Here is a 20,694-nt window from a genome sequence, read left to right on the forward strand (position 1 = left end):
GGCGCCCGGCGCTTTCTTCCCGCCACACGGAGACGCCCCATGTCGAACGACCATCCGCAGCCCCTCGACGCCGCCGAGATTCCACGCTTCGCCGGCATCCCGACCTTCATGCGCCTGCCGGCGTTCACCGACCCGGCGGCGCTGCAGGTCGGCCTGATCGGCGTGCCCTGGGATGGCGGCACCACCAACCGCGCCGGTGCCCGCCATGGCCCGCGCGAGGTGCGCAACCTGTCCAGCCTGATGCGCAAGGTGCATCACGTCAGCCGCATCGCGCCCTACGACCTGGTGCGGGTCGGCGACCTCGGTGATGCGCCGGTGAATCCCATCGACCTGCTCGATTCGCTGCGCCGAATCGAAGGCTTCTATCGCCAGGTCCATGCCGCCGGTACCCTGCCGCTGTCGGTCGGTGGCGACCACCTGGTGACCCTGCCGATCTTTCGCGCCCTGGGTCGCGAGCGGCCGCTGGGCATGGTGCATTTCGATGCGCATTCCGATACCAACGACCGCTACTTCGGCGACAACCCCTACACCCACGGCACGCCATTCCGCCGGGCCATCGAGGAAGGTCTGCTCGACCCGCTGCGCACGGTGCAGATCGGCATTCGCGGCTCGGTGTATTCGCCGGACGACGACGCTTTCGCCCGCGAGTGCGGCATCCGCGTGATCCACATGGAAGAGTTCGTCGAACTGGGCGTCGAGGCGACCCTGGCCGAAGCCCGGCGGGTGGTGGGCGACGGGCCGACCTATGTGAGTTTCGACGTCGACGTGCTCGACCCGGCCTTCGCGCCTGGCACCGGCACCCCGGAGATCGGCGGCATGACCAGCCTCCAGGCCCAGCAACTGGTCCGCGGCCTGCGCGGGCTGGACCTGGTCGGCGCCGACGTGGTGGAAGTCTCGCCGCCGTTCGATGTCGGCGGCGCCACGGCGCTGGTGGGGGCGACCATGATGTTCGAACTGCTCTGCCTGCTTGCCGAGTCGGCCGCGCGAAGCGCCTGACGGCGTTCCGCCGGCCTGGCTTTGGCGCTATAACGAAGGCGGACCGAACGCCATGGGGGCGGGAATGCTGGGCAACCTCAACGACATCGACCTGCGCATGCTGCGCACCTTCTGCGCCATCGTCGAGGCCGGCGGCTTCACTGCCGCCCAGGCGCGCCTGAACACCAGCCTGTCGCGCCTGAGCGTGCTGGTGCGCGACTTGGAGGTGCGCCTGGGCTATTCCCTGTGCCGGCGCGGCAACGGCGGTTTCCAGTTGACCGAGGAGGGGCAGGAGCTCTACGACGCCGCGCTCGGCCTGTTCAGCGACATCGCCCGTTTCCGCGAGCAGGTCCGCGGCCTCGGCGGGCGCGATCGCGAGGCGTTGCACCTGGGCTGCGTCGATGGCGTCATCGGCCAGCATTGCCTGCCGTTGCCGCTGGCCATCCGGCTGTTTCGCCAGCGCGCCCCGGAGGTGCTGCTCAAGCTGCACACGCGGCGTCCCGACGAACTCGAGCACGCGGTGCTGGAAGAGCGCCTGCAACTGGCGGTGGGGGCCTTTCACCACCGGTTGTCCGGGCTCTACTACCAACCCCTGTTCCGCGAGGAGCAGAACCTCTATTGCGGCAGCGCGCACCCCTTCTTCGCCCGGGCGGACGACGAGCCGACACTGGACGAGATCTGCGCCGCCGACTATGTCGGCCGCGGCTACATGGCGGAAAACCATCGCCCGCACGACCTGCGCTTCAACCAGGGGACCGACGCCTACACCATGGAGGCCATCGCTACCCTGGTCTTCAGCGGCACCTACATCGGCTACCTGCCGACGCACTATGCCGCCACCTGGGTCGCCGAAGGGCGCATGCGGGCGATCCGGCCACGGCAACTGGCCTACGACTCGGAATTCCATTGCATTACCCGTCAGGGACACGAAGAACGACCGACCCTGACCCTGTTCCTGCGCTCGCTGTTCGAGGCGCAGAAACAACTGGGCGTGCAGGCTCCGGCGAATACGAACGGCATCGCTCGGCAATTGTGATCAAGCGCACTGGCTGGAGCCTTTCCCTGCCGTTCGGCGGGCATTTCTGTATCGCCGCGACCCCTGCGCTAAGTTGGCGGTCGAACCCGTTCCGCGAGCAGAGCGACGATCCATGGACGACCTAACCGGCATTCCCGAAGACCCGCAGGAGGCCGCGCTGGCCTTGCTGCACAGCCGTGCCGAAGTGGCCCGGCTGAAGGAGCGCGAGCAACTCTTCAGCGCCTTGCTGGCCAGCGTCAACTCGGTGCTCTGGGCCTACGACTGGCAGAACCGGCGAATGGTCTACGTCAGTCCCGCCTACGAGAAAATCTTCGGCCGTTCCGCGGCGCTGCTGCTGGCGGACTACGAGGAATGGCGCAACAGCATCTACCCGGACGACCTCGACTACGCCGACAGCAGCCTGCTGCAGGTGCTCGAACGTGGCGCCGTGGAACAACGCGAATACCGCATCGTGCGTGGCGACGGCGAGGTCCGCTGGCTCAACGACAAGTGCTTCGTCAGCCGCCAGGGCGAGGCGGGACTGCCGCTGATGGTGGTGGGCATCGCCGAGGACATCACCGACAAGAAGCACATGGAGAGCGAGCTGCAACGGCTGGCCACCACCGACGTGCTGACCCAGAGCAGCAACCGTCGCTATTTCTTCGACAGTGCCGAGGCGGCCTTCAAGGAGTGTCGCCGCGAGGGGATACCGTTGGCGTTCCTGCTGCTGGACGTCGATGACTTCAAGAAGATCAACGACCGCTTCGGCCACCAGGTCGGCGACCAGGTCCTCCAGCGTATCGCCCAGAGCGGCAGTGCCGCGCTGCGCCGTGGCGACCTGTTCGGGCGGATCGGCGGCGAGGAGTTCGCCGTGCTGCTGCCCGGCTGCGACGAGCAGACCGCGCGACAGATCGGCGAACGCCTGCAGCGCGAGGTGCAACGCCTGCGCTTCCAGGAGGGCGAGCACAGCTTCGGGATCACCGTCAGCCAGGGCCTGACGGTCCTCCAGGCCGATGACGAGGGACTCGGTGCCCTCTACAGCCGGGCCGACGCCGCGATGTACTCGGCCAAGCGCCAGGGCAAGGACTGCATCGTCGTGGGCTGACCGCTGGGCAAACGTTTCCGTTTTGTCGACGGCGCCACGGAATACCTCTTTGGGGAGGCGACCGGCAGGTCGCGGCTGCGGTACAATATTCCTTAAAGCTATTAAATATGAATAATTAATTCTTTTTAGGTTTATTGCGGATATTTTACTGTTTATTACCCACGCGCTATAAAGCGCGGGAAATAACGATTTCTGAAACGTGGCGGTAACTCGCCAGAAAGGAAGCTGTAATAGGCGGTTTTCTGCCGACACCCTTCGGCCCGTCAGCCGGGAGAAGGGCAGGAAGCCCGAGAGGACGCGAAGGCGGAGCCCGATGGAAAGATTGGCTTACAAATTGCCTTCACTGGCGGTGGGTCGAGACACCCGCCGCACAATAACAAGACACGAGTACGCCCATGCACACGCTTCCGTTCGCTGCCTCCCTGCCTGCTTGCCTGCCCCGTCGTTCCATCGTCGCGGGTTGCGCCGTTTCCTGATCCATCGAATGCCGAGTTTCGCGCGCGCCATCTTCCGGGATGGTACGGCGCTCAGTGTTTCAACGACCGGTCGGGCCCACGCGTTCCACTTCCCCCGACCGGAAGACAATTAGCAATACCAATGGGGAAAAGACCAATGAAGAGTCGCAAGATCAACAAGTCACGACTGGCCCTGGCCATCACTGCCGGTACCCTCGGTGCCCTGGCGCAACAGGCGGTCGCCGCCGGTTTCATCGAGGACAGCAAGGCATCGCTGACCCTGCGCAACTTCTACATCAATACCGACAACCGCAATGGCACCGCCTCGCCGAGCAAGCAGGAAGAGTGGGGCCAGGGCTTCATCCTGAATTACCAGTCGGGCTTCACCCAGGGCACCGTCGGCTTCGGCGTTGACGCGCTGGGCCTGCTCGGCGTGCGCCTGGACGGCGGCGGCCGTGCCGGCAAGAGCGGCCTGGACCGCCAGCCGGGCACCGTGTTCCCGCTGGAAAGCAACGGCGAGCCGGTGCACGACTTCGCCAGCCTGGGCCTGACCGCCAAGGCCAAGGTGTCCAACACCGAGTTCCGCTACGGCACCCTGCAGCCGAAGCTGCCGGTGGTCACCTACAACGACGGCCGCCTGCTGCCGGTCACCTTCGAGGGCGGCCAGGTCACCTCGACCGACCTCAAGGACTTCACCCTGGTTGCCGGCCAACTGGAGCACTCCAAGGGCCGTAACTCCACCGACAACCGCAGCCTGAGCATCGCCGGCGCCAACGGCAGCAGCGCCAGTTCGCGCGACAGCAACAAGTTCTACTACGCGGGTGGCGACTACAAGGTCAACAAGGACCTGACCCTGCAGTACTACTACGGCAACCTGGACGACTTCTACAAGCAGCACTTCCTCGGCCTGATCCACAACTGGCAGATTGGCCCGGGCGTCCTGAAGACCGACCTGCGCGCCTTCGACAGCAGCTCCGACGGCAAGAACGGCAGCCGTTCCGGCCGTGCCGACGGCTACGTCAGCAGCGGCTACTACGGCAGCGGCGTGACCAAGGGCGAAGTCGACAACCGCGCCTTCAGCGGCCTCTTCACCTATACCGTCAGCGGCCACAGCATCGGCGCCGGCTACCAGATCCTCAACGGCGACAGTGACTTCCCGTTCCTGAACCGTGGCGATGGCGAAGGTTCTACCGCGTACCTGATCACCGACGTGCAGATCGGCAAGTTCCAGCGTGCCGGCGAGCGCACCTGGCAGGTCCGCTACGGCTACGACTTCGCCACCGTCGGCGTGCCGGGCCTGACCTTCAATACCATTTACCTGAGCGGCGACAAGATCAAGACCGCCCGCGGCGACCAGAGCGAGTGGGAACGCGATATCTCCCTGGCCTACGTGATCCCGGACGGCACCTTCAAGGGCCTGGGCTTCACCTGGAAGAACGCCTCCTTCCGCAGCGGCCTGCCGGCTGCCGGTTCGAGCAACAACCAGCGCGACCAGGACGAGAACCGCCTGATCGTCAGCTACACCCTGCCGCTGCTGTAAGCTCCGGCCGGACAGGAAAAAGCCCGCGTCCTCCTGGAGGACGCGGGCTTTTTTCATTCATGGCGCCACTCGGCGTGCCGGGCCGGCCAGGGCGAACAGCGCCGCGGCTGGCCATCCGCCCTGCGGGATGCCCGTCAGGCCTTGCGCGGCGCCGGTTGCTGCTGGGTGATGCAATGGATGTTGCCGCCGCCGAGGAGGATCTCGCGCCCCGGGACCATCACCACCTCGTGCTCGGGGAACACGCGCTGGAGGATCGCCCTGGCCTCGGCGTCCTTGGGATCGTCGAAGCTCGGCGCGATGATGCCGCCGTTGACGATCAGGAAGTTCACGTAGGAGCCGGCCAGGCGAATGGAGGGATCGCGCGGCTGGCTGCCCTCGACGATATCCACGCCGTCGCACTCTTCCTGGGTCGCGTACAGCGGGCCGGGGATCGGCATCTTGTGTACCACCAGCTTGCGTCCCTTGGCGTCGCGGCTTTCTTCCAGCACGCGGAGGGCGGCCTGGCAGCGCAGGTAGTTCGGGTCGTCCTGGTCGTCGGTCCAGGCCAGCAGCACCTCGCCGGGACGCGCGTAGCAGCAGAAGTTGTCGACGTGGCCGTCGGTCTCGTCGTTGTAGAGGCCGTTCGGCAGCCAGATGATGCTCTCCACCGCAAGGTAGTCGCGCAGGGTCCGCTCGATCTCCGCCTGGCTCAGGTGCGGGTTGCGGTTGTGGTTGAGCAGGCATTCCTCGGTGGTGATCAGCGTGCCTTCGCCGTCGACGTGGATCGAGCCGCCCTCGAGGACGAAGTCGTCGGTGCGGTAGCGGGCGCGCCGTTCGATCTCGAGGATCTTGCGTGCCACCTGGTCGTCGCGCTGCCAGGGGAAGTACAGGCCGCCTTCGAAGCCGCCCCAGGCGTTGAAGCCCCAGTCGACGCCGCGTACATCGCCCTTGTCGTCGATGACGAAGGTCGGGCCGGTGTCGCGGACCCAGGCATCGTCGCTGCTGATTTCCACGACGCGGATGTTGCCGTCGTCGAGGCGTGCGCGCGCGTTCTCGTACTGCCCGGCGCTGGCGCAGACGGTGACCGGCTCGAAGCGCGCGATGGCCTTGGCCACCGCGGCGAAGGCCGCCTGGGCCGGCTTGCCGCCGTTGCGCCAGTTGTCCGGGCGTTCCGGCCAGACCATCCAGGTCTGCTCGTGGGGTTCCCATTCGGCGGGCATGCGGAAGCCGTCGGCGCGTGGGGTGCTGGTCGGGTTGCTCATCGCTGCTCCTGAAATCGTTGCTATGCGCGGCGGACGCCGGCGCGGAATGCGCGGGGCGTCCCCGCGCGGATCGTTTCCCGAGGCCTCAGGACTCCAGCGAACCGTCCAGGGTCTTCAGCGGACCGTAGAGGTTCGGCCGGCGGTCGCGGAACACGCCCCAGGCGCTGCGGGTGCGCTCCAGCGCATCGAGGTCGAAGGTGTGGACAAGGATACCTTCCTCGGTGCGGTTCAGCTCCTCGACTTTCTCGCCGAACGGGTCGGCGATGAACGAAGAACCATAGAAGGTGATGTCGTAGCCATCCTGCTCCTCGCGGCCGATGCGGTTGGAAGCCACCAGCGGCATCAGGTTGGCTCCGGCATGGCCTTGCTGCACGCGCTGCCAGTGATCGCGCGAGCTGATGCTGGCGTCGTGCGGTTCGCTACCGATGGCGGTCGGGTAGAACAGGAGTTCCGCGCCGAGCAAGGCCATGCTGCGCGCCGATTCGGGGAACCACTGGTCCCAGCAGATACCGACGCCGATCCGTGCGTAGCGGGTCTGCCAGACCTTGAAGCCGGTGTCGCCCGGATTGAAGTAGTACTTCTCGTGGTAGCCCGGGCCGTCCGGGATGTGGCTCTTGCGGTAGACCCCGAGGTTGCCGCCATCGGCGTCGATGACCGCGATGCTGTTGAAGCGGGCGCGCCCGGCGCGTTCGAAGAAGCTGATCGGCAATACCACCTGCAACTCCCGGGCGAGGGCCTGGAAGTGGGCGATGGCGGCGTTCTCCTCGACCGTGGTGGCCAGCTGCAGGTAGTCCGGGTTCGGCTTCTGGCAGAAGTAGGGGGTCTCGAACAGTTCCTGGATCAGGATGATCTGCGCACCCCTGGCGGCGGCCTGGCGCACCAGTTTCTCGGCGCGGGCGATGTTCGCCGGACGATCCCAGGAGCAGGCCATCTGGGTGGCGGCGACGGTGACGTTGCGGGTCATGGAGCACCTCGTGTGCTGGCTCGGATGGCTGCCGGGCTTGGCGGCGGCCGGTTGTGGGTCGGGCGGGAACGGGGTGTCGCGCCCGATCGAGTGATGGGCGGATTTATATCCGATAAAAATCGGACTGTGAAGCGGTTTAAGAGGGTGTTATGGATTTTCTATCGATTTAAATCGGATATAAATCCGGATAATGGTTCGCTACGCTTTTCCAGGATCGGCGGCAGGTAGAGCCCCAGGTAGGCGTCGAACACCCGCATGCCTTCTTCCGCCAGGCGTGCGTCGATGATCCCGTGACGCTGGACCGACAATGCGTAAACGCGATCGCCTAGCTCCATGGCCAGGCTGAAGATCTCGATATCGGTCGGCAGCGGTGGCAGCAGGAAATGCCGCTCGAACAGGGCGCGCATGGCCTGGCCGAGTTGCACGTCATGCTGGCGATCGGCCTGGGTGACTTCGGCCAGGCCGTGGCTGGCGAGAATCAGTTGGCGGGCCGCCGCGTCGCGGGCGTAGACCGCCAGCATGCGCTCCTCGACGATCCGCGACAGGTCGCGCCAGCAGCGCAGGCCTGCATGGTCCACCGGCTGTTCGAGGCACGCGCGGAAGGCGGCGTGGACCTCGCCGGTCAGCCCCTGGAGCAGGGCCGGCACGCTGGGGAAGAAGTGGTAGACCGACGATGGCGGCATTTCCGCGCGTTCGGCCACGCTATAGATGGTCAGGCCGCCGATGCCTTCGTCGGCGAGCAGGCCGCGGGCGGCGTCGAGGATCGCGGCGATCCGGGCCTGGCTGCTGGCGCGGGGCTTGCGGGTGGACGAGGTGGGCTGCATGGCGGGTCTCCGGGCGTGAGCGGCTATTGGACGCCAGCTCACGCGACCGGGGCAAGCCGCTCAGTGGCTGGCGCCGCGGAAGGCCTTCCAGATCTCGTCGACCACCGGCCGGAGCTTTTCCGGCGGCGTTTCCAGGGCGAACAGGCGGCGGCTGGTGTCGCGGTCCGGATACAGGCCCGGTTGCTGGCGCAGGGCGGGATCGAGGAAGCCGGCGGCGTCGGCGTTGCCGCTGGGGTAGAGGGTGGCGGCGGTGATCTGTGCGGCGATCTTCGGTTGCATCAGGTAGTCGATGAAACGGTGCGCCTCGCGTGGATGCTGGGCGCCGGCCGGGATCACCAGGTTGTCGATGAACAGCACCGAGCCTTCCTGCGGTACCTCGAAACTTACCGGCTGGCCCGCCTTGGCCGCGCGCAGGGCGTCGCCGACCCAGGCCATGGCCAGGCAGAGGCGACCGCCTTCGAGGTCGGCGATGTAGCGCTCGCTGTCGACGTAGCGCAGGTTCGGTCGCAGTCCGTGCAGCGCCTCGGCGGCGCGGCGTACCTGGCTCGGCGCAGTACGACCGAGGTTGCGGCCCTGGTAGTTGAGGAGGATCGCCAGGGTTTCGTCCGGCGCGTCCAGCAGGCTGATGCCGCAGCTTTTCAGGCGCTGGCTCTGGCTGGCGTCGAACAGCAGGCTCCAGCTGTTGGGCAGCGGCCCGCCATAGGCGGCTTCGGCCTGCGGGGTATTGATGGCCAGGCCTACGGCACCCCATAGATAGGGGACGGCGTGGCGATTGTCAGGATCGACCGCGGCCAGTTTGCTCAGCAATTGACGGTCGAGATGGCTGCGGTTGGGCAGCTGGGTGAAGTCCAGCGGCCGCAGCAGGTTGTCCTTCAGCAGGGCCGGCAGGGTGTCGTGGGAGGGGACGGCGACGTCGATCGCCTCGCCACTGCGCAGCGCCTTGTCCAGTTCCTCGGCGGTGGCGAAGGTGTGGTACTCGACGCGGATGCCGGTGTCCTTCTGGAAGGACTCGAGCACCTGCGGGTCGATGTAGTCGTTCCAGTTGTAGACGCGCAGGGTCTCCTCGGCCTGGGCCAGCCAGGGTGCGAGGGCGAGGAACAGCAGGGCGGAAAGGCGGGGCATGGAATCTTCTCGCTGGACGGAACGGAGCGGACGATGGTGCCGGAGCCAGGCGGCAGAGGCATTGATGCAGGCCAGCATCGAGTCTGGCGGGAGGCGTGGCGGCAGGCTGTGCCGTGGCGCACATTTCCCGGTTCCGAGAAAAGGACCGGGGCGGTTTCCCAGACACAGACGCCCCCGCGTTGAGTGTCTGCGAAACCGCCCCGGATTTCGCTGCGTACGGCGCCGGCCCAGGACCGGCGCGCCGATACCGCTACCTCAGACGGTATGCAGGTACCAGTTGTACTCGAGGTCGGAGATCGAGTGCTCGAACTCCTCCAGCTCGCTTTCCTTGCAGGCGACGAAGATGTCGATGTACTTCGGGTCGATGTACTTCGCCATGATCTCGCTTTCGTCCAGCTCGCGCAGGGCGTCGCGCAGGTTGTTCGGCAGGCTCGGCTCCATCTGCTCGTAGGAGTTGCCTTCGATCGGCGCGCCCGGCTCGACCTTGTTGGTCAGCCCGTGATGAACGCCTGCCAGCACCGCTGCCAGTAGCAGGTAGGGGTTGGCGTCGGCGCCGGCCACGCGGTGTTCCAGGCGTACCGCGTCCGGGCTGCCGGTGGGCACGCGCAGGGCCACGGTGCGGTTGTCCAGGCCCCAGCTCGGCGCGTTCGGCACGTAGAACTGCGAACCGAAGCGGCGGTAGGAGTTGACGTTCGGGCAGAGGAAGGCCATGGAGGCCGGCAGGGTCTCGAGCACACCGCCGATCGCATGGCGCAATGCGGCGTTCTGCTCGGGATCCTCGCTGGTGAAGATGTTGTTGCCATGCTTGTCGAGCAGCGAGATATGCACGTGCAGTCCGTTCCCGGCCTGGCCCGGATAGGGCTTGGCCATGAAGGTGGTGTCCATCTCGTGGTCGTAGGCGATGTTCTTGACCAGGCGCTTGAGCAGCACCGCGTGGTCGCAGGCCTTGAGGGCGTCGTTGACGTGGTTGAGGTTGACCTCGAACTGCGCCGGTGCGGATTCGGCGACGATGGCGTCGGCCGGGATGCCCTGGGCGCGGGCGCCGTCGATGATGTCCTGGAGGCACTCGACGTATTCGTCGAGGTCGTCGATGGAGTACACCTGCACCGACTGCGGACGCTTGCCGGAGATCGGCGAGCGAGGCGGTTGCGGCCGGCCGTTCACGTTCTCCTGGTCGATCAGGTAGAACTCCAGCTCGAAGGCGGCGACGATGGTCAGTTCCATCTCGGTGAACCTGGCCACCACCTGGCGCAGGACTTCGCGGGGGTCGGCGAAGAACGGCTCGCCTTCCAGTTCGTGCATGGTCATCAGCAGTTGCGCGGTCGGGCGCTTCTGCCAGGGTTCCATGGAGAGGGTGCCGGGGATCGGGTAGCAGATCCGGTCGGCGTCGCCGATGTCGAGACCCAGGCCGGTACTCTCTACGGTGGAGCCGGTGATATCGAGGGCGAACAGGGAAGCGGGGAGATTGATACCTTTTTCGAAGACTTTGTTCAGACTGTTGCGTTCGATCCGCTTGCCGCGAACCACGCCATTCATGTCTGCAATAAGGAGGTCGACGAACTGGACCTCGGGATGTTCCTTGAGGAACTCGCTCGGTTCAGTGAGCTGAACGGCACGCTGGGGTACCGACATGATGCAACACCTTTTTTGTTAAAAATTTCAATCATGCGGGGGGTAGGCTATGAGTCAATCCGAAAGCCTGTGGGATGTCAATAGCCGCCAAAAACGCCCTCTTGTGGGGCGTTGAGGCCGTTTTCAGGGCATTTTCGCCGGACGAAAAGCCGAAAAAAACCTCGCGTCGAAGGGTGTTCAGGAGTGCGTGTTCAATTTTTTACAGGCCTATTGTGTAAAAAAATGAACAACGCTAAGCTCGGCCAAACCCCATAACATCTACAAACAACGGGTGTCTCATGTCTCGCCTGCCGTTAATCGGCGTCACCGCCTGCACCAAGCAGATCGGTCTTCATCCCTACCACATTGCCGGCGACAAATATCTGCGTGCCGTCGTCAACGGCGCTGGCGGTCTCCCGCTGATCATTCCTGCGCTGGGCGAGTCGATCGACCAGGCAGCCCTGCTGGACAGCGTCGACGGCTTGCTCTTCACTGGCTCGCCGTCGAACGTCGAGCCCCGTCATTATAGTGGACCGGCGAGCGAGCCCGGCACCCTCCACGACTCCGACCGCGACGCCACCACGTTGCCGCTGGTCCGCGCCGCCATCGACGCCGGCATTCCGGTCCTCGGCATCTGCCGCGGTTTCCAGGAAATGAACGTGGCTTTCGGCGGCAGCCTGCACCAGAAGGTGCACGAGGTCGGAACCTTCATGGACCACCGCGAGCCGGCCGACCAGCCGCTCGAGGTTCAGTACGCGCCGCGCCATGCCATGCATGTGCAGCCGGGCGGAGTGCTCGCCGGTATCGGCTTGCCGAGCGAGTTCCAGGTCAATTCCATCCATGGCCAGGGCGTTGATCGTCTGGCGCCGGGCCTTCGAGTAGAAGCACTGGCGCCTGACGGGTTGGTCGAAGCCATCTCCGTAGAAGGTGCAAAAGCCTTCGCTCTTGGTGTGCAATGGCACCCGGAGTGGCAGGTTCTGACGAACCCCAACTATCTCGCTATCTTCCAGGCTTTCGGTAAGGCCTGCAGCAAGAGGGCGGGGCAACGTTGAGTCCGGCTGTTGGGGCCGGACTCTCAACCCTGAGGTCTTTATGACTACCAAGTTAGACCAGCTGACCAGCTGGCTGAAGGAACGCAAGATCACCGAAGTGGAATGCCTGATTTCCGATCTGACAGGCATCGCCCGCGGCAAGATCTCGCCGACCAACAAATTCATCGCGGAAAAGGGCATGCGCCTGCCGGAGAGCGTTCTGCTGCAGACCGTCACCGGCGACTACGTGGAAGACGACATTTACTACGACCTGCTCGACCCGGCCGACATCGATATGGTCTGCCGCCCGGACGAGAATGCCGTGTTCCTCGTCCCCTGGGCCATCGAGCCCACCGCGATGGTGATCCACGACACCTTCGACAAGCTCGGCAATCCCATCGAGCTGTCGCCGCGCAACATCCTCAAGCGCGTGTTGAAGATGTATGCCGACAAGGGCTGGCGGCCGATCGTGGCGCCAGAGATGGAGTTCTACCTGACCAAGCGCAGCGACGACCCCGACTATCCGTTGCAGGCCCCGGTGGGCCGCTCCGGACGCCAGGAAACCGGGCGTCAGTCGTTCTCCATCGACGCCGCCAACGAGTTCGACCCGCTGTTCGAGGACATGTACGACTGGTGCGAGGCCCAGGGCCTTGACCTGGATACGCTGATCCACGAGGAAGGCACCGCGCAGATGGAGATCAACTTCCGTCATGGCGACGCCCTCGACCTGGCCGACCAGATCCTGGTGTTCAAGCGCACCATGCGCGAGGCCGCGCTCAAGCACAACGTCGCCGCGACCTTCATGGCCAAGCCGATGACCGGCGAGCCGGGCAGCGCGATGCACCTGCACCAGAGCATCGTCGACGTGAAGACCGGCAAGAACATCTTCTCCAATGCCGACGGCACCATGAGCGAGCTGTTCCTGCACCATATCGGCGGCCTGCAGAAGTTCATCCCGGAAGTGCTGCCGCTGTTCGCGCCCAACGTGAACTCGTTCCGCCGCTTCCTGCCCGATACCTCGGCGCCGGTGAACGTCGAGTGGGGCGAAGAGAACCGTACCGTCGGCCTGCGCGTGCCGGACTCCAGCCCGGAGAACCGCCGGGTCGAGAACCGTCTCGCCGGCGCCGACGCCAACCCTTACCTGGCGCTGGCTGCCAGCCTGCTGTGCGGCTACATCGGCATGGTCGAAGGCATCAAGCCGAGCGCCCAGGTCAAAGGTCGCGGCTATGAACGCCGCAACCTGCGCCTGCCGCTGACGATCGAAGCGGCGCTGGAGCGCATGGAGAACTGCAAGCCCCTCGAGCAGTATCTCGGCAGCAAGTTCATCAGCGGCTACGTCGCGGTGAAGCGTGCGGAGCACGAGAATTTCAAGCGGGTAATCAGCTCCTGGGAGCGGGAATTCCTCCTGCTTTCCGTTTGATCCTGACCGGGGGCGGCCGGCGTGGTCCGCCGCTCCCGGACAGTCTTGAATAGAAGAGGTGTGACATGAACAGCCAAATCACCAACGCCAAGACCCGTGAGTGGCAGGCGTTGAGCCGCGACCACCATCTGCCGCCGTTCACCGACTACAAGCAGTTGAACGAGAAGGGCGCGCGGATCATCACCAAGGCCGAAGGCGTCTATATCTGGGACAGCGAGGGCAACAAGATCCTCGATGCGATGGCCGGCCTCTGGTGCGTCAACGTCGGCTACGGCCGCGAGGAGCTGGTCCAGGCCGCCACCCGGCAGATGCGCGAGTTGCCGTTCTACAACCTGTTCTTCCAGACCGCCCACCCGCCGGTGGTCGAGCTGGCCAAGGCGATCGCCGACGTCGCTCCGGAAGGCATGAACCACGTGTTCTTCACCGGCTCCGGCTCCGAGGCCAACGACACCGTGCTGCGTATGGTCCGCCACTATTGGGCGACCAAGGGCCAGCCGCAGAAGAAAGTGGTGATCGGCCGCTGGAACGGCTACCACGGCTCCACCGTCGCCGGCGTCAGCCTGGGCGGCATGAAGGCGTTGCATGAGCAGGGTGATTTCCCCATCCCGGGCATCGTCCACATCGCCCAGCCCTACTGGTACGGCGAGGGCGGCGACATGTCGCCGGACGAGTTCGGCGTCTGGGCCGCCGAGCAGCTGGAGAAGAAGATTCTCGAAGTGGGCGAGGAAAACGTCGCCGCCTTCATCGCCGAGCCGATCCAGGGCGCCGGCGGCGTGATCGTCCCGCCGGACACCTACTGGCCGAAGATCCGCGAGATCCTCGCCAAGTACGACATCCTGTTCATCGCCGACGAAGTGATCTGCGGCTTCGGCCGTACCGGCGAGTGGTTCGGCAGCCAGTACTACGGCAACGCCCCGGACCTGATGCCGATCGCCAAGGGCCTCACCTCCGGCTACATCCCCATGGGCGGGGTGGTGGTGCGCGACGAGATCGTCGAAGTGCTCAACCAGGGCGGCGAGTTCTACCACGGCTTCACCTATTCCGGTCACCCGGTGGCGGCCGCCGTGGCCCTGGAGAACATCCGCATCCTGCGCGAAGAGAAGATCATCGAGAAGGTGAAGGCGGAAACGGCACCGTATTTGCAGAAACGCTGGCAGGAGCTGGCCGACCACCCGTTGGTGGGCGAAGCGCGCGGGGTCGGCATGGTCGCCGCCCTGGAGCTGGTCAAGAACAAGAAGACCCGCGAGCGTTTCACCGACAAGGGCGTCGGGATGCTGTGCCGGGAACATTGTTTCCGCAACGGTTTGATCATGCGCGCGGTGGGCGACACTATGATTATCTCGCCGCCGCTGGTGATCGATCCGTCGCAGATCGATGAGTTGATCACCCTGGCGCGCAAGTGCCTCGATCAGACCGCCGCCGCCGTCCTGGCTTGAGTCCCTGAGCGGACTTTTGCCAGACTGCGCCAGTGCGTTGGCCAGGCTCACCGGGTGGTGACGCGATCGGTTGCGCCACCGCCCGGATACTTCAACAAAAATGGAGCTACCCCGCATGATGAAACGTTTCGGTAAGACCCTGCTCGCCCTGACCTTGGCGGGCTCTGTGGCCGGTATGGCGCAGGCTGCGGACAACAAGGTGCTGCACGTGTACAACTGGTCCGACTACATCGCGCCGGACACCCTGGAGAAGTTCACCAAGGAAACTGGGATCAAGGTCGTCTACGACGTCTACGACAGCAACGAAGTGCTGGAAGCCAAGTTGCTGGCGGGCAAGTCCGGGTACGACGTGGTGGTGCCGTCCAACTCCTTCCTCGCCAAGCAGATCAAGGCCGGGGTCTACCAGAAACTCGACAAGTCCAAGCTGCCGAACTGGAAGAACCTGAACAAGGACCTGATGCACACCCTGGAAGTCAGCGACCCGGGCAACGAGCATGCGATTCCCTACATGTGGGGCACCATCGGCATCGGCTACAACCCGGACAAGGTCAAGGCGGCCTTCGGCGACAACGCGCCGGTGGATTCCTGGGACCTGGTATTCAAGCCGGAGAACATCCAGAAGCTGAAGCAGTGCGGCGTCAGCTTCCTCGACTCGCCGACCGAGATCCTCCCGGCGGCCCTGCATTATCTCGGCTACAAGCCGGACACCGACAATCCCAAGGAACTCAAGGCGGCCGAAGAGCTGTTCCTGAAGATCCGTCCCTACGTCACCTACTTCCACTCGTCGAAGTACATTTCCGACCTGGCCAACGGCAACATCTGCGTCGCCATCGGCTACTCCGGCGACATCTACCAGGCCAAGTCCCGCGCCGAAGAGGCGAAGAACAAGGTCACCGTCAAGTACAACATTCCCAAGGAAGGCGCCGGCAGCTTCTTCGACATGGTCGCCATTCCGAAGGACGCCGAGAACACCGAGGGCGCCCTGGCCTTCGTCAACTTCCTGATGAAGCCGGAAATCATGGCCGAGATCACCGACGTGGTTCAGTTCCCCAACGGCAACGCGGCGGCCACCCCGCTGGTGTCCGAGGCGATCCGCAACGACCCGGGCATCTACCCGAGCGAAGAGGTCATGAAGAAGCTGTATACCTTCCCCGACCTGCCGGCCAAGACCCAGCGGGCGATGACCCGCAGCTGGACCAAGATCAAGTCCGGCAAGTGATCCGCGAGGAGCCCGGCGGCGCCTGAAGCCGCCGGCGCTCCGGCACGAGAGAACCGGAACGCGGCCGGGTTTCCTCCGGCCACGCTCCCCTGCGAAGAGGTTCGACTCTTTTGCCCGTTCGTCCAGACGCTTCCTCCTGGGGGCCCGACGACCGGACGCAGTATCGACGACGAAGACGCTGCCATGGGCGCTGCGCCAATCTGCCGCGCCGGGGCCGGTCGTGTCGCTCGCACCGGGGCCGAGGGCCCGGAAAACCTGAAACCAACACGCCGGTAGGGAACCCAGCTCACTCATGTTTCCCGGCGGAATCGTCGGGTTGTCATGAAACCCGAGTGATCTGGGCTTACATCGGCACTTGAAGAACACGGGTCGAACAGGCAGGGTGCTGCCGTGAAAAGGCCCGGAACAGGAGTCGGACATGCAACATTCCATTGGCAAGACACTGCTGGTAGCCGCTCTGGCTACGGCGATCGCGGGCCCCGTGCAGGCGGAGAAGAAGAGCCTGCACATCTATAACTGGACCGATTACATCGCTCCCACCACCCTCAAGGACTTCACCAAGGAGAGCGGGATCGACGTCAGCTACGACGTCTTCGACTCCAACGAGACCCTCGAGGGCAAGCTGGTCTCCGGCCACTCCGGCTATGACATCGTGGTGCCGTCGAACAACTTCCTCGGCAAGCAGATCCAGGCCGGTGCCTTCCAGAAGCTGGACAAGAGCAAGCTGCCGAACTGGAAGAACCTCGATCCGGCGCTGCTCAAGCAACTGGAGGTCAGCGACCCGGGCAACCAGTACGCGGTTCCCTACCTGTGGGGCACCAACGGCATCGGTTACAACGTGGCCAAGGTCAAGGAAGTCCTCGGTGACCAGCCGATCGACTCCTGGGCCATCCTCTTCGAGCCGGAGAACATGAAGAAGCTCGCCAAGTGCGGCGTGGCCTTCATGGACAGCGGTGACGAGATGCTGCCCGCCGCCCTCAACTACCTGGGGCTGGATCCCAACACCCACGACCCGAAGGACTACAAGAAGGCCGAGGAAGTCCTGACCAAGGTTCGCCCCTACGTCAGCTACTTCCACTCCTCCAAGTACATCTCCGACCTGGCCAACGGCAACATCTGCGTCGCCTTCGGCTATTCCGGGGACGTCTTCCAGGCCGCTGCCCGCGCCGAAGAGGCCGGCAAGGGCATCGACATCCAGTACGTGATTCCCAAGGAAGGCGCCAACCTGTGGTTCGACCTGATGGCGATTCCCGCCGATGCCAAGGCCGCCGATAACGCCTACGCGTTCATCGACTACCTGCTGCGTCCGGAGGTGATCTCCAAGGTCAGCGACTACGTCGGCTACGCCAACGCGATACCGGGGGCCCGCCCGCTGATGGACAAGAGCGTCAGCGACAGCGAGGAGGTGTATCCGCCGCAGGCCGTGCTCGACAAGCTCTACGTTTCCGCCGTGTTGCCGGCCAAGGTGCTGCGCCTGCAGACCCGTACCTGGACCCGGATCAAGACCGGCAAATAAGTTCAAATTCCGCCCGGTAGCGTGACCGGGCTCAACGACTTGGGAGTTGTGGTAATGGCGATAGCCTCCGGTGCCTACAAGAAAGCCCTAGAGGGCAACCAGCAGCCGAAAGAGGTGCTGGTAAAGATCGACCGGGTAACCAAGCAGTTCGACGAGACGCTGGCGGTGGACACCGTGTCCCTGACCATCAACAAGGGCGAGATCTTCGCCCTGCTCGGCGGCTCCGGTTCGGGTAAATCCACCCTGTTGCGCATGCTCGCCGGTTTCGAGCGGCCCACCGAGGGGCGGATCTTCCTCGATGGCCAGGACATCACCGACCTGCCGCCCTACGAGCGGCCGATCAATATGATGTTCCAGTCCTATGCGCTGTTCCCGCACATGAGCGTGGCGCAGAACATCGCCTTCGGCCTCAAGCAGGACGGCCTGCCCAAGGCCGAGATCGACGAGCGCGTGGCCGAGATGCTCAAGCTGGTGCACATGACCCAGTACGCCAAGCGCAAGCCGCACCAGCTCTCCGGCGGCCAGCGCCAGCGGGTGGCCCTGGCCCGTTCGCTGGCCAAGCGGCCGAAGCTGCTGCTGCTCGACGAGCCGATGGGCGCGCTGGACAAGAAGCTGCGCTCGCAGATGCAACTGGAACTGGTGGAGATCATCGAGCGCGTCGGCGTGACCTGCGTGATGGTGACCCACGACCAGGAAGAGGCCATGACCATGGCCCAGCGCATCGCCATCATGCACCTGGGCTGCATCGAGCAGATCGGCAGCCCGATGGACATCTACGAGACCCCGGCGAGCCGCCTGGTCTGCGAGTTCATCGGCAACGTCAACCTGTTCGACGGCGTGCTGGTGGAGGACGTGCAGGACCATGCGGTGATCGCCTGCCCGCAGCTGGAGAACCCGATCTACATCGGCCACGGCATCAGCACCCGCGCCGAGGACAAGCGCATCACCTACGCGCTGCGGCCGGAGAAAGTGATGATCAGCGCGCAGAAGCCGGACAACCTGGAACACGCCGGGCACAACTGGGCCCAGGGCACCGTCTACGACATCGCCTACCTTGGCGGCCACTCGGTGTACTACATCAAGCTGGCCTCCGGGATGATCGTCCAGGCCTTCATGGCCAACGCCGAGCGCCACGTCGCCCGGCCGACCTGGGACCAGTCGGTGTACATCAGCTGGTACGACGACAGCGGCGTGGTACTGCAGTCATGAAATTCGCCAACAGCCTGAAAAAGCGCATGCCCACCGGGCGGCATGCGGTCATCGGGGTGCCGTTCCTGTGGCTCTTCCTGTTCTTCCTGCTGCCCTTCGCCATCGTGCTGAAGATCAGCCTGGCGGAAGCGGACGTGGCCATCCCGCCCTACACCGAGATCTTCGCCTACGCGGACCAGCAGTTGCAGGTGCTCCTCAACCTCGGCAACTACCTGATGCTGACCGATGACCCGCTCTACATCGATGCCTACCTCGGCTCGCTGAAGATGGCCTTCATCAGTACCCTGATCTGCCTGCTGGTGGGCTACCCGATGGCCTACGCCATCGCCCGCTCCAGCCAGTCCTCGCAGACCGTCCTGCTGCTGCTGATCATGATGCCGACCTGGACGGCGATCCTGATCCGGGTCTATGCCTGGATGGGCATCCTTTCCAACAACGGCCTGCTCAACAGCGTACTGATGGGGCTGGGGCTCATCAGCGAGCCGCTGACCATCCTCAATACCAACATCGCGGTGTACATCGGCATCGTCTATTCCTACCTGCCGTTCATGATCCTGCCGCTCTACGCCAACCTGGTGAAGCACGACCCGAGCCTGCTGGAGGCCGCTTCCGACCTGGGCGCGCGTAACTTCACCAGCTTCTGGAAGATCACCGTGCCGCTGTCGAAGAACGGCATCATCGCCGGCTGCATGCTGGTGTTCATCCCGGCGGTGGGCGAGTTCGTCATCCCGGAACTGCTCGGCGGCCCCGAGACCCTGATGATCGGCAAGGTGCTCTGGCAGGAGTTCTTCAACAACCGCGACTGGCCGGTGGCGTCCGCCCTGGCGGTGGTGATGCTGGCGATCCTGATCATCCCGATCATCCTGTTCAACAAGAACCAGGCCAAAGAACTGGAGGGCAAGGTATGAGCCAGCACAGCGTATCCCGCTCCGTATCCCGTTCAACAGGCTCTCCATCCAGAAGCGTGGCCAAAGAACTGGAGGGCAAGGTATGAAGCGCTGGAATTTCTCCAACGTCATGCTGATCGTCGGCCTGCTCTTCATCTACCTGCCGATGCTGATCCTGGTGATCTATTCGTTCAACGCCTCCAAGCTGGTGACGGTGTGGGGCGGCTGGTCGGTGAAGTGGTACGTCGGCCTGCTGGACAACACCCAACTGGTCAGTTCGGTCGGACGCTCCCTGGAGATCGCCTTCTATACGGCGTTCTCCTCGGTGCTCCTCGGCACCCTGGCGGCCTTCGTCCTCACCCGCATCCCGCGCTTCCGCGGTCGTACGCTGTTCGGCGGCATGGTCACCGCGCCGCTGGTGATGCCGGAAGTGATCACCGGCCTGTCGCTGCTGCTGTTGTTCGTGGCCATGGCGCAACTGATCGGCTGGCCGCAGGAACGGGGTATCGTGACCATCTGGATCGCCCACACCAGCTTCTGCTCGTCCTACGTGGCGGTGGTGGTGTCGGCGCGCCTGCGTGAACTCGACCTGTCGATCGAGGAAGCGGCGATGGACCTGGGCGCCAAGCCCTGGAAGGTGTTCCTGCTGATCACCATCCCGATGATCGCGCCCTCGCTGGCGGCGGGCGGCATGATGTCCTTCGCCCTGTCGCTGGACGACCTGGTACTGGCCAGCTTCGTCTCCGGACCCGGCTCGACCACCTTGCCGATGGAAGTGTTCTCGGCGGTACGCCTGGGCGTGAAGCCGGAGATCAACGCGGTGGCCAGCCTGATCCTGCTGAGCGTTTCGCTGTTCACCTTCTTCGCCTGGTACTTCACCCGCCAGGCCGAGGAGCGGCGTCGCCGGGCGATCCAGCAGGCGATGGAAGAGACCGCGACCGACTGGCAGAAAGGCTCGCCGACCCCGGCCTGAGCCCTCCGCCGAAAAGAAAAGGCCACCTGCGGGTGGCCTTTTTCATTGGCGCGTCGGTGGCGGGAAATGCCTGGCTACGCTCCGTAGGGCGACGCCCGAGGCGTTATCCGCCGATAGCCCGTTGTATCCGGCGGACAACCACCATGCGGCT

General features: G+C 64.6%; 17 protein-coding genes. 12 read left to right on the plus strand and 5 right to left on the minus strand.

Annotated elements, in window-relative coordinates; translation table 11 throughout:
- Positions 1-39: 39 nt before the first annotated feature.
- The 4 genes from speB to AT700_RS01420 all read left to right on the plus strand — a co-directional run bounded on the left by speB (position 40) and on the right by AT700_RS01420 (position 5,090).
- On the plus strand, positions 40-996 hold the full coding sequence (gene speB / locus AT700_RS01405; protein ID WP_003104498.1) for an agmatinase: 957 nt from the start codon (positions 40-42) through the stop codon (positions 994-996).
- Between the two features lie 52 nt (positions 997-1,048).
- Positions 1,049-2,011: a LysR family transcriptional regulator gene (locus tag AT700_RS01410; RefSeq protein ID WP_003118724.1), complete on the plus strand. Its 963-nt coding sequence runs from the start codon at positions 1,049-1,051 to the stop codon at positions 2,009-2,011.
- A 112-nt stretch (positions 2,012-2,123) separates the two neighbouring features.
- Positions 2,124-3,095 carry a GGDEF domain-containing protein gene (locus AT700_RS01415; RefSeq protein WP_003104500.1) on the plus strand — a complete coding sequence of 324 codons (972 nt, stop codon included), beginning with the start codon at positions 2,124-2,126 and terminating at the stop codon, positions 3,093-3,095.
- A 612-nt stretch (positions 3,096-3,707) separates the two neighbouring features.
- Positions 3,708-5,090, plus strand: coding sequence for an OprD family porin (locus tag AT700_RS01420; RefSeq protein ID WP_003084265.1), 1,383 nt, complete (start codon positions 3,708-3,710; stop codon positions 5,088-5,090).
- A 134-nt stretch (positions 5,091-5,224) separates the two neighbouring features.
- On the opposite strand, the gene aguA is transcribed toward AT700_RS01420, so the two are convergent.
- The 5 genes from aguA to AT700_RS01445 all read right to left on the minus strand — a co-directional run bounded on the left by aguA (position 5,225) and on the right by AT700_RS01445 (position 10,873).
- Positions 5,225-6,331 (minus strand): agmatine deiminase, encoded by a 1,107-nt coding sequence (aguA, locus tag AT700_RS01425; protein ID WP_003104504.1) that lies wholly within the window; start codon positions 6,329-6,331, stop codon positions 5,225-5,227.
- Between the two features lie 85 nt (positions 6,332-6,416).
- A complete protein-coding gene (gene aguB / locus AT700_RS01430; RefSeq protein ID WP_003111119.1) occupies positions 6,417-7,295 on the minus strand; it encodes an N-carbamoylputrescine amidase in 879 nt (292 codons plus the stop codon).
- Between the two features lie 158 nt (positions 7,296-7,453).
- Positions 7,454-8,119 carry a TetR/AcrR family transcriptional regulator gene (locus AT700_RS01435; protein ID WP_003107783.1) on the minus strand — a complete coding sequence of 222 codons (666 nt, stop codon included), beginning with the start codon at positions 8,117-8,119 and terminating at the stop codon, positions 7,454-7,456.
- Positions 8,120-8,179: 60 nt separating this feature from the next.
- Positions 8,180-9,241, minus strand: coding sequence for a polyamine ABC transporter substrate-binding protein (locus AT700_RS01440; protein ID WP_003107781.1), 1,062 nt, complete (start codon positions 9,239-9,241; stop codon positions 8,180-8,182).
- Positions 9,242-9,496: 255 nt separating this feature from the next.
- Positions 9,497-10,873 carry a glutamine synthetase family protein gene (locus tag AT700_RS01445; protein ID WP_003112937.1) on the minus strand — a complete coding sequence of 459 codons (1,377 nt, stop codon included), beginning with the start codon at positions 10,871-10,873 and terminating at the stop codon, positions 9,497-9,499.
- Positions 10,874-11,151: 278 nt separating this feature from the next.
- Between AT700_RS01445 and AT700_RS01450 the strand changes: the two genes are divergently transcribed.
- The 8 genes from AT700_RS01450 to AT700_RS01485 all read left to right on the plus strand — a co-directional run bounded on the left by AT700_RS01450 (position 11,152) and on the right by AT700_RS01485 (position 20,543).
- Positions 11,152-11,904, plus strand: coding sequence for a gamma-glutamyl-gamma-aminobutyrate hydrolase family protein (locus AT700_RS01450; RefSeq protein ID WP_003112938.1), 753 nt, complete (start codon positions 11,152-11,154; stop codon positions 11,902-11,904).
- Positions 11,905-11,944: 40 nt separating this feature from the next.
- Positions 11,945-13,303, plus strand: a complete 1,359-nt coding sequence (locus AT700_RS01455) for a glutamine synthetase family protein (RefSeq protein ID WP_003084290.1) — start codon at positions 11,945-11,947, stop codon at positions 13,301-13,303.
- Between the two features lie 65 nt (positions 13,304-13,368).
- Positions 13,369-14,739: a putrescine--pyruvate aminotransferase gene (spuC, locus tag AT700_RS01460; protein WP_003084297.1), complete on the plus strand. Its 1,371-nt coding sequence runs from the start codon at positions 13,369-13,371 to the stop codon at positions 14,737-14,739.
- Between the two features lie 115 nt (positions 14,740-14,854).
- Positions 14,855-15,958, plus strand: a complete 1,104-nt coding sequence (spuD, locus tag AT700_RS01465) for a putrescine-binding protein SpuD (protein WP_003084299.1) — start codon at positions 14,855-14,857, stop codon at positions 15,956-15,958.
- A gap of 418 nt (positions 15,959-16,376) precedes the next feature.
- Positions 16,377-17,474 carry a spermidine-binding protein SpuE gene (spuE, locus tag AT700_RS01470; RefSeq protein WP_003118141.1) on the plus strand — a complete coding sequence of 366 codons (1,098 nt, stop codon included), beginning with the start codon at positions 16,377-16,379 and terminating at the stop codon, positions 17,472-17,474.
- 54 nt (positions 17,475-17,528) lie between these two features.
- A complete protein-coding gene (gene potA / locus AT700_RS01475; protein WP_003084303.1) occupies positions 17,529-18,683 on the plus strand; it encodes a polyamine ABC transporter ATP-binding protein in 1,155 nt (384 codons plus the stop codon).
- A 26-nt stretch (positions 18,684-18,709) separates the two neighbouring features.
- On the plus strand, positions 18,710-19,591 hold the full coding sequence (locus AT700_RS01480) for an ABC transporter permease subunit (protein WP_003121722.1): 882 nt from the start codon (positions 18,710-18,712) through the stop codon (positions 19,589-19,591).
- 82 nt (positions 19,592-19,673) lie between these two features.
- A complete protein-coding gene (locus AT700_RS01485) occupies positions 19,674-20,543 on the plus strand; it encodes an ABC transporter permease subunit (RefSeq protein WP_003084307.1) in 870 nt (289 codons plus the stop codon).
- Positions 20,544-20,694 lie beyond the last annotated feature (151 nt).

The organism is Pseudomonas aeruginosa (assembly GCF_001457615.1).
Lineage (GTDB): Bacteria > Pseudomonadota > Gammaproteobacteria > Pseudomonadales > Pseudomonadaceae > Pseudomonas > Pseudomonas aeruginosa.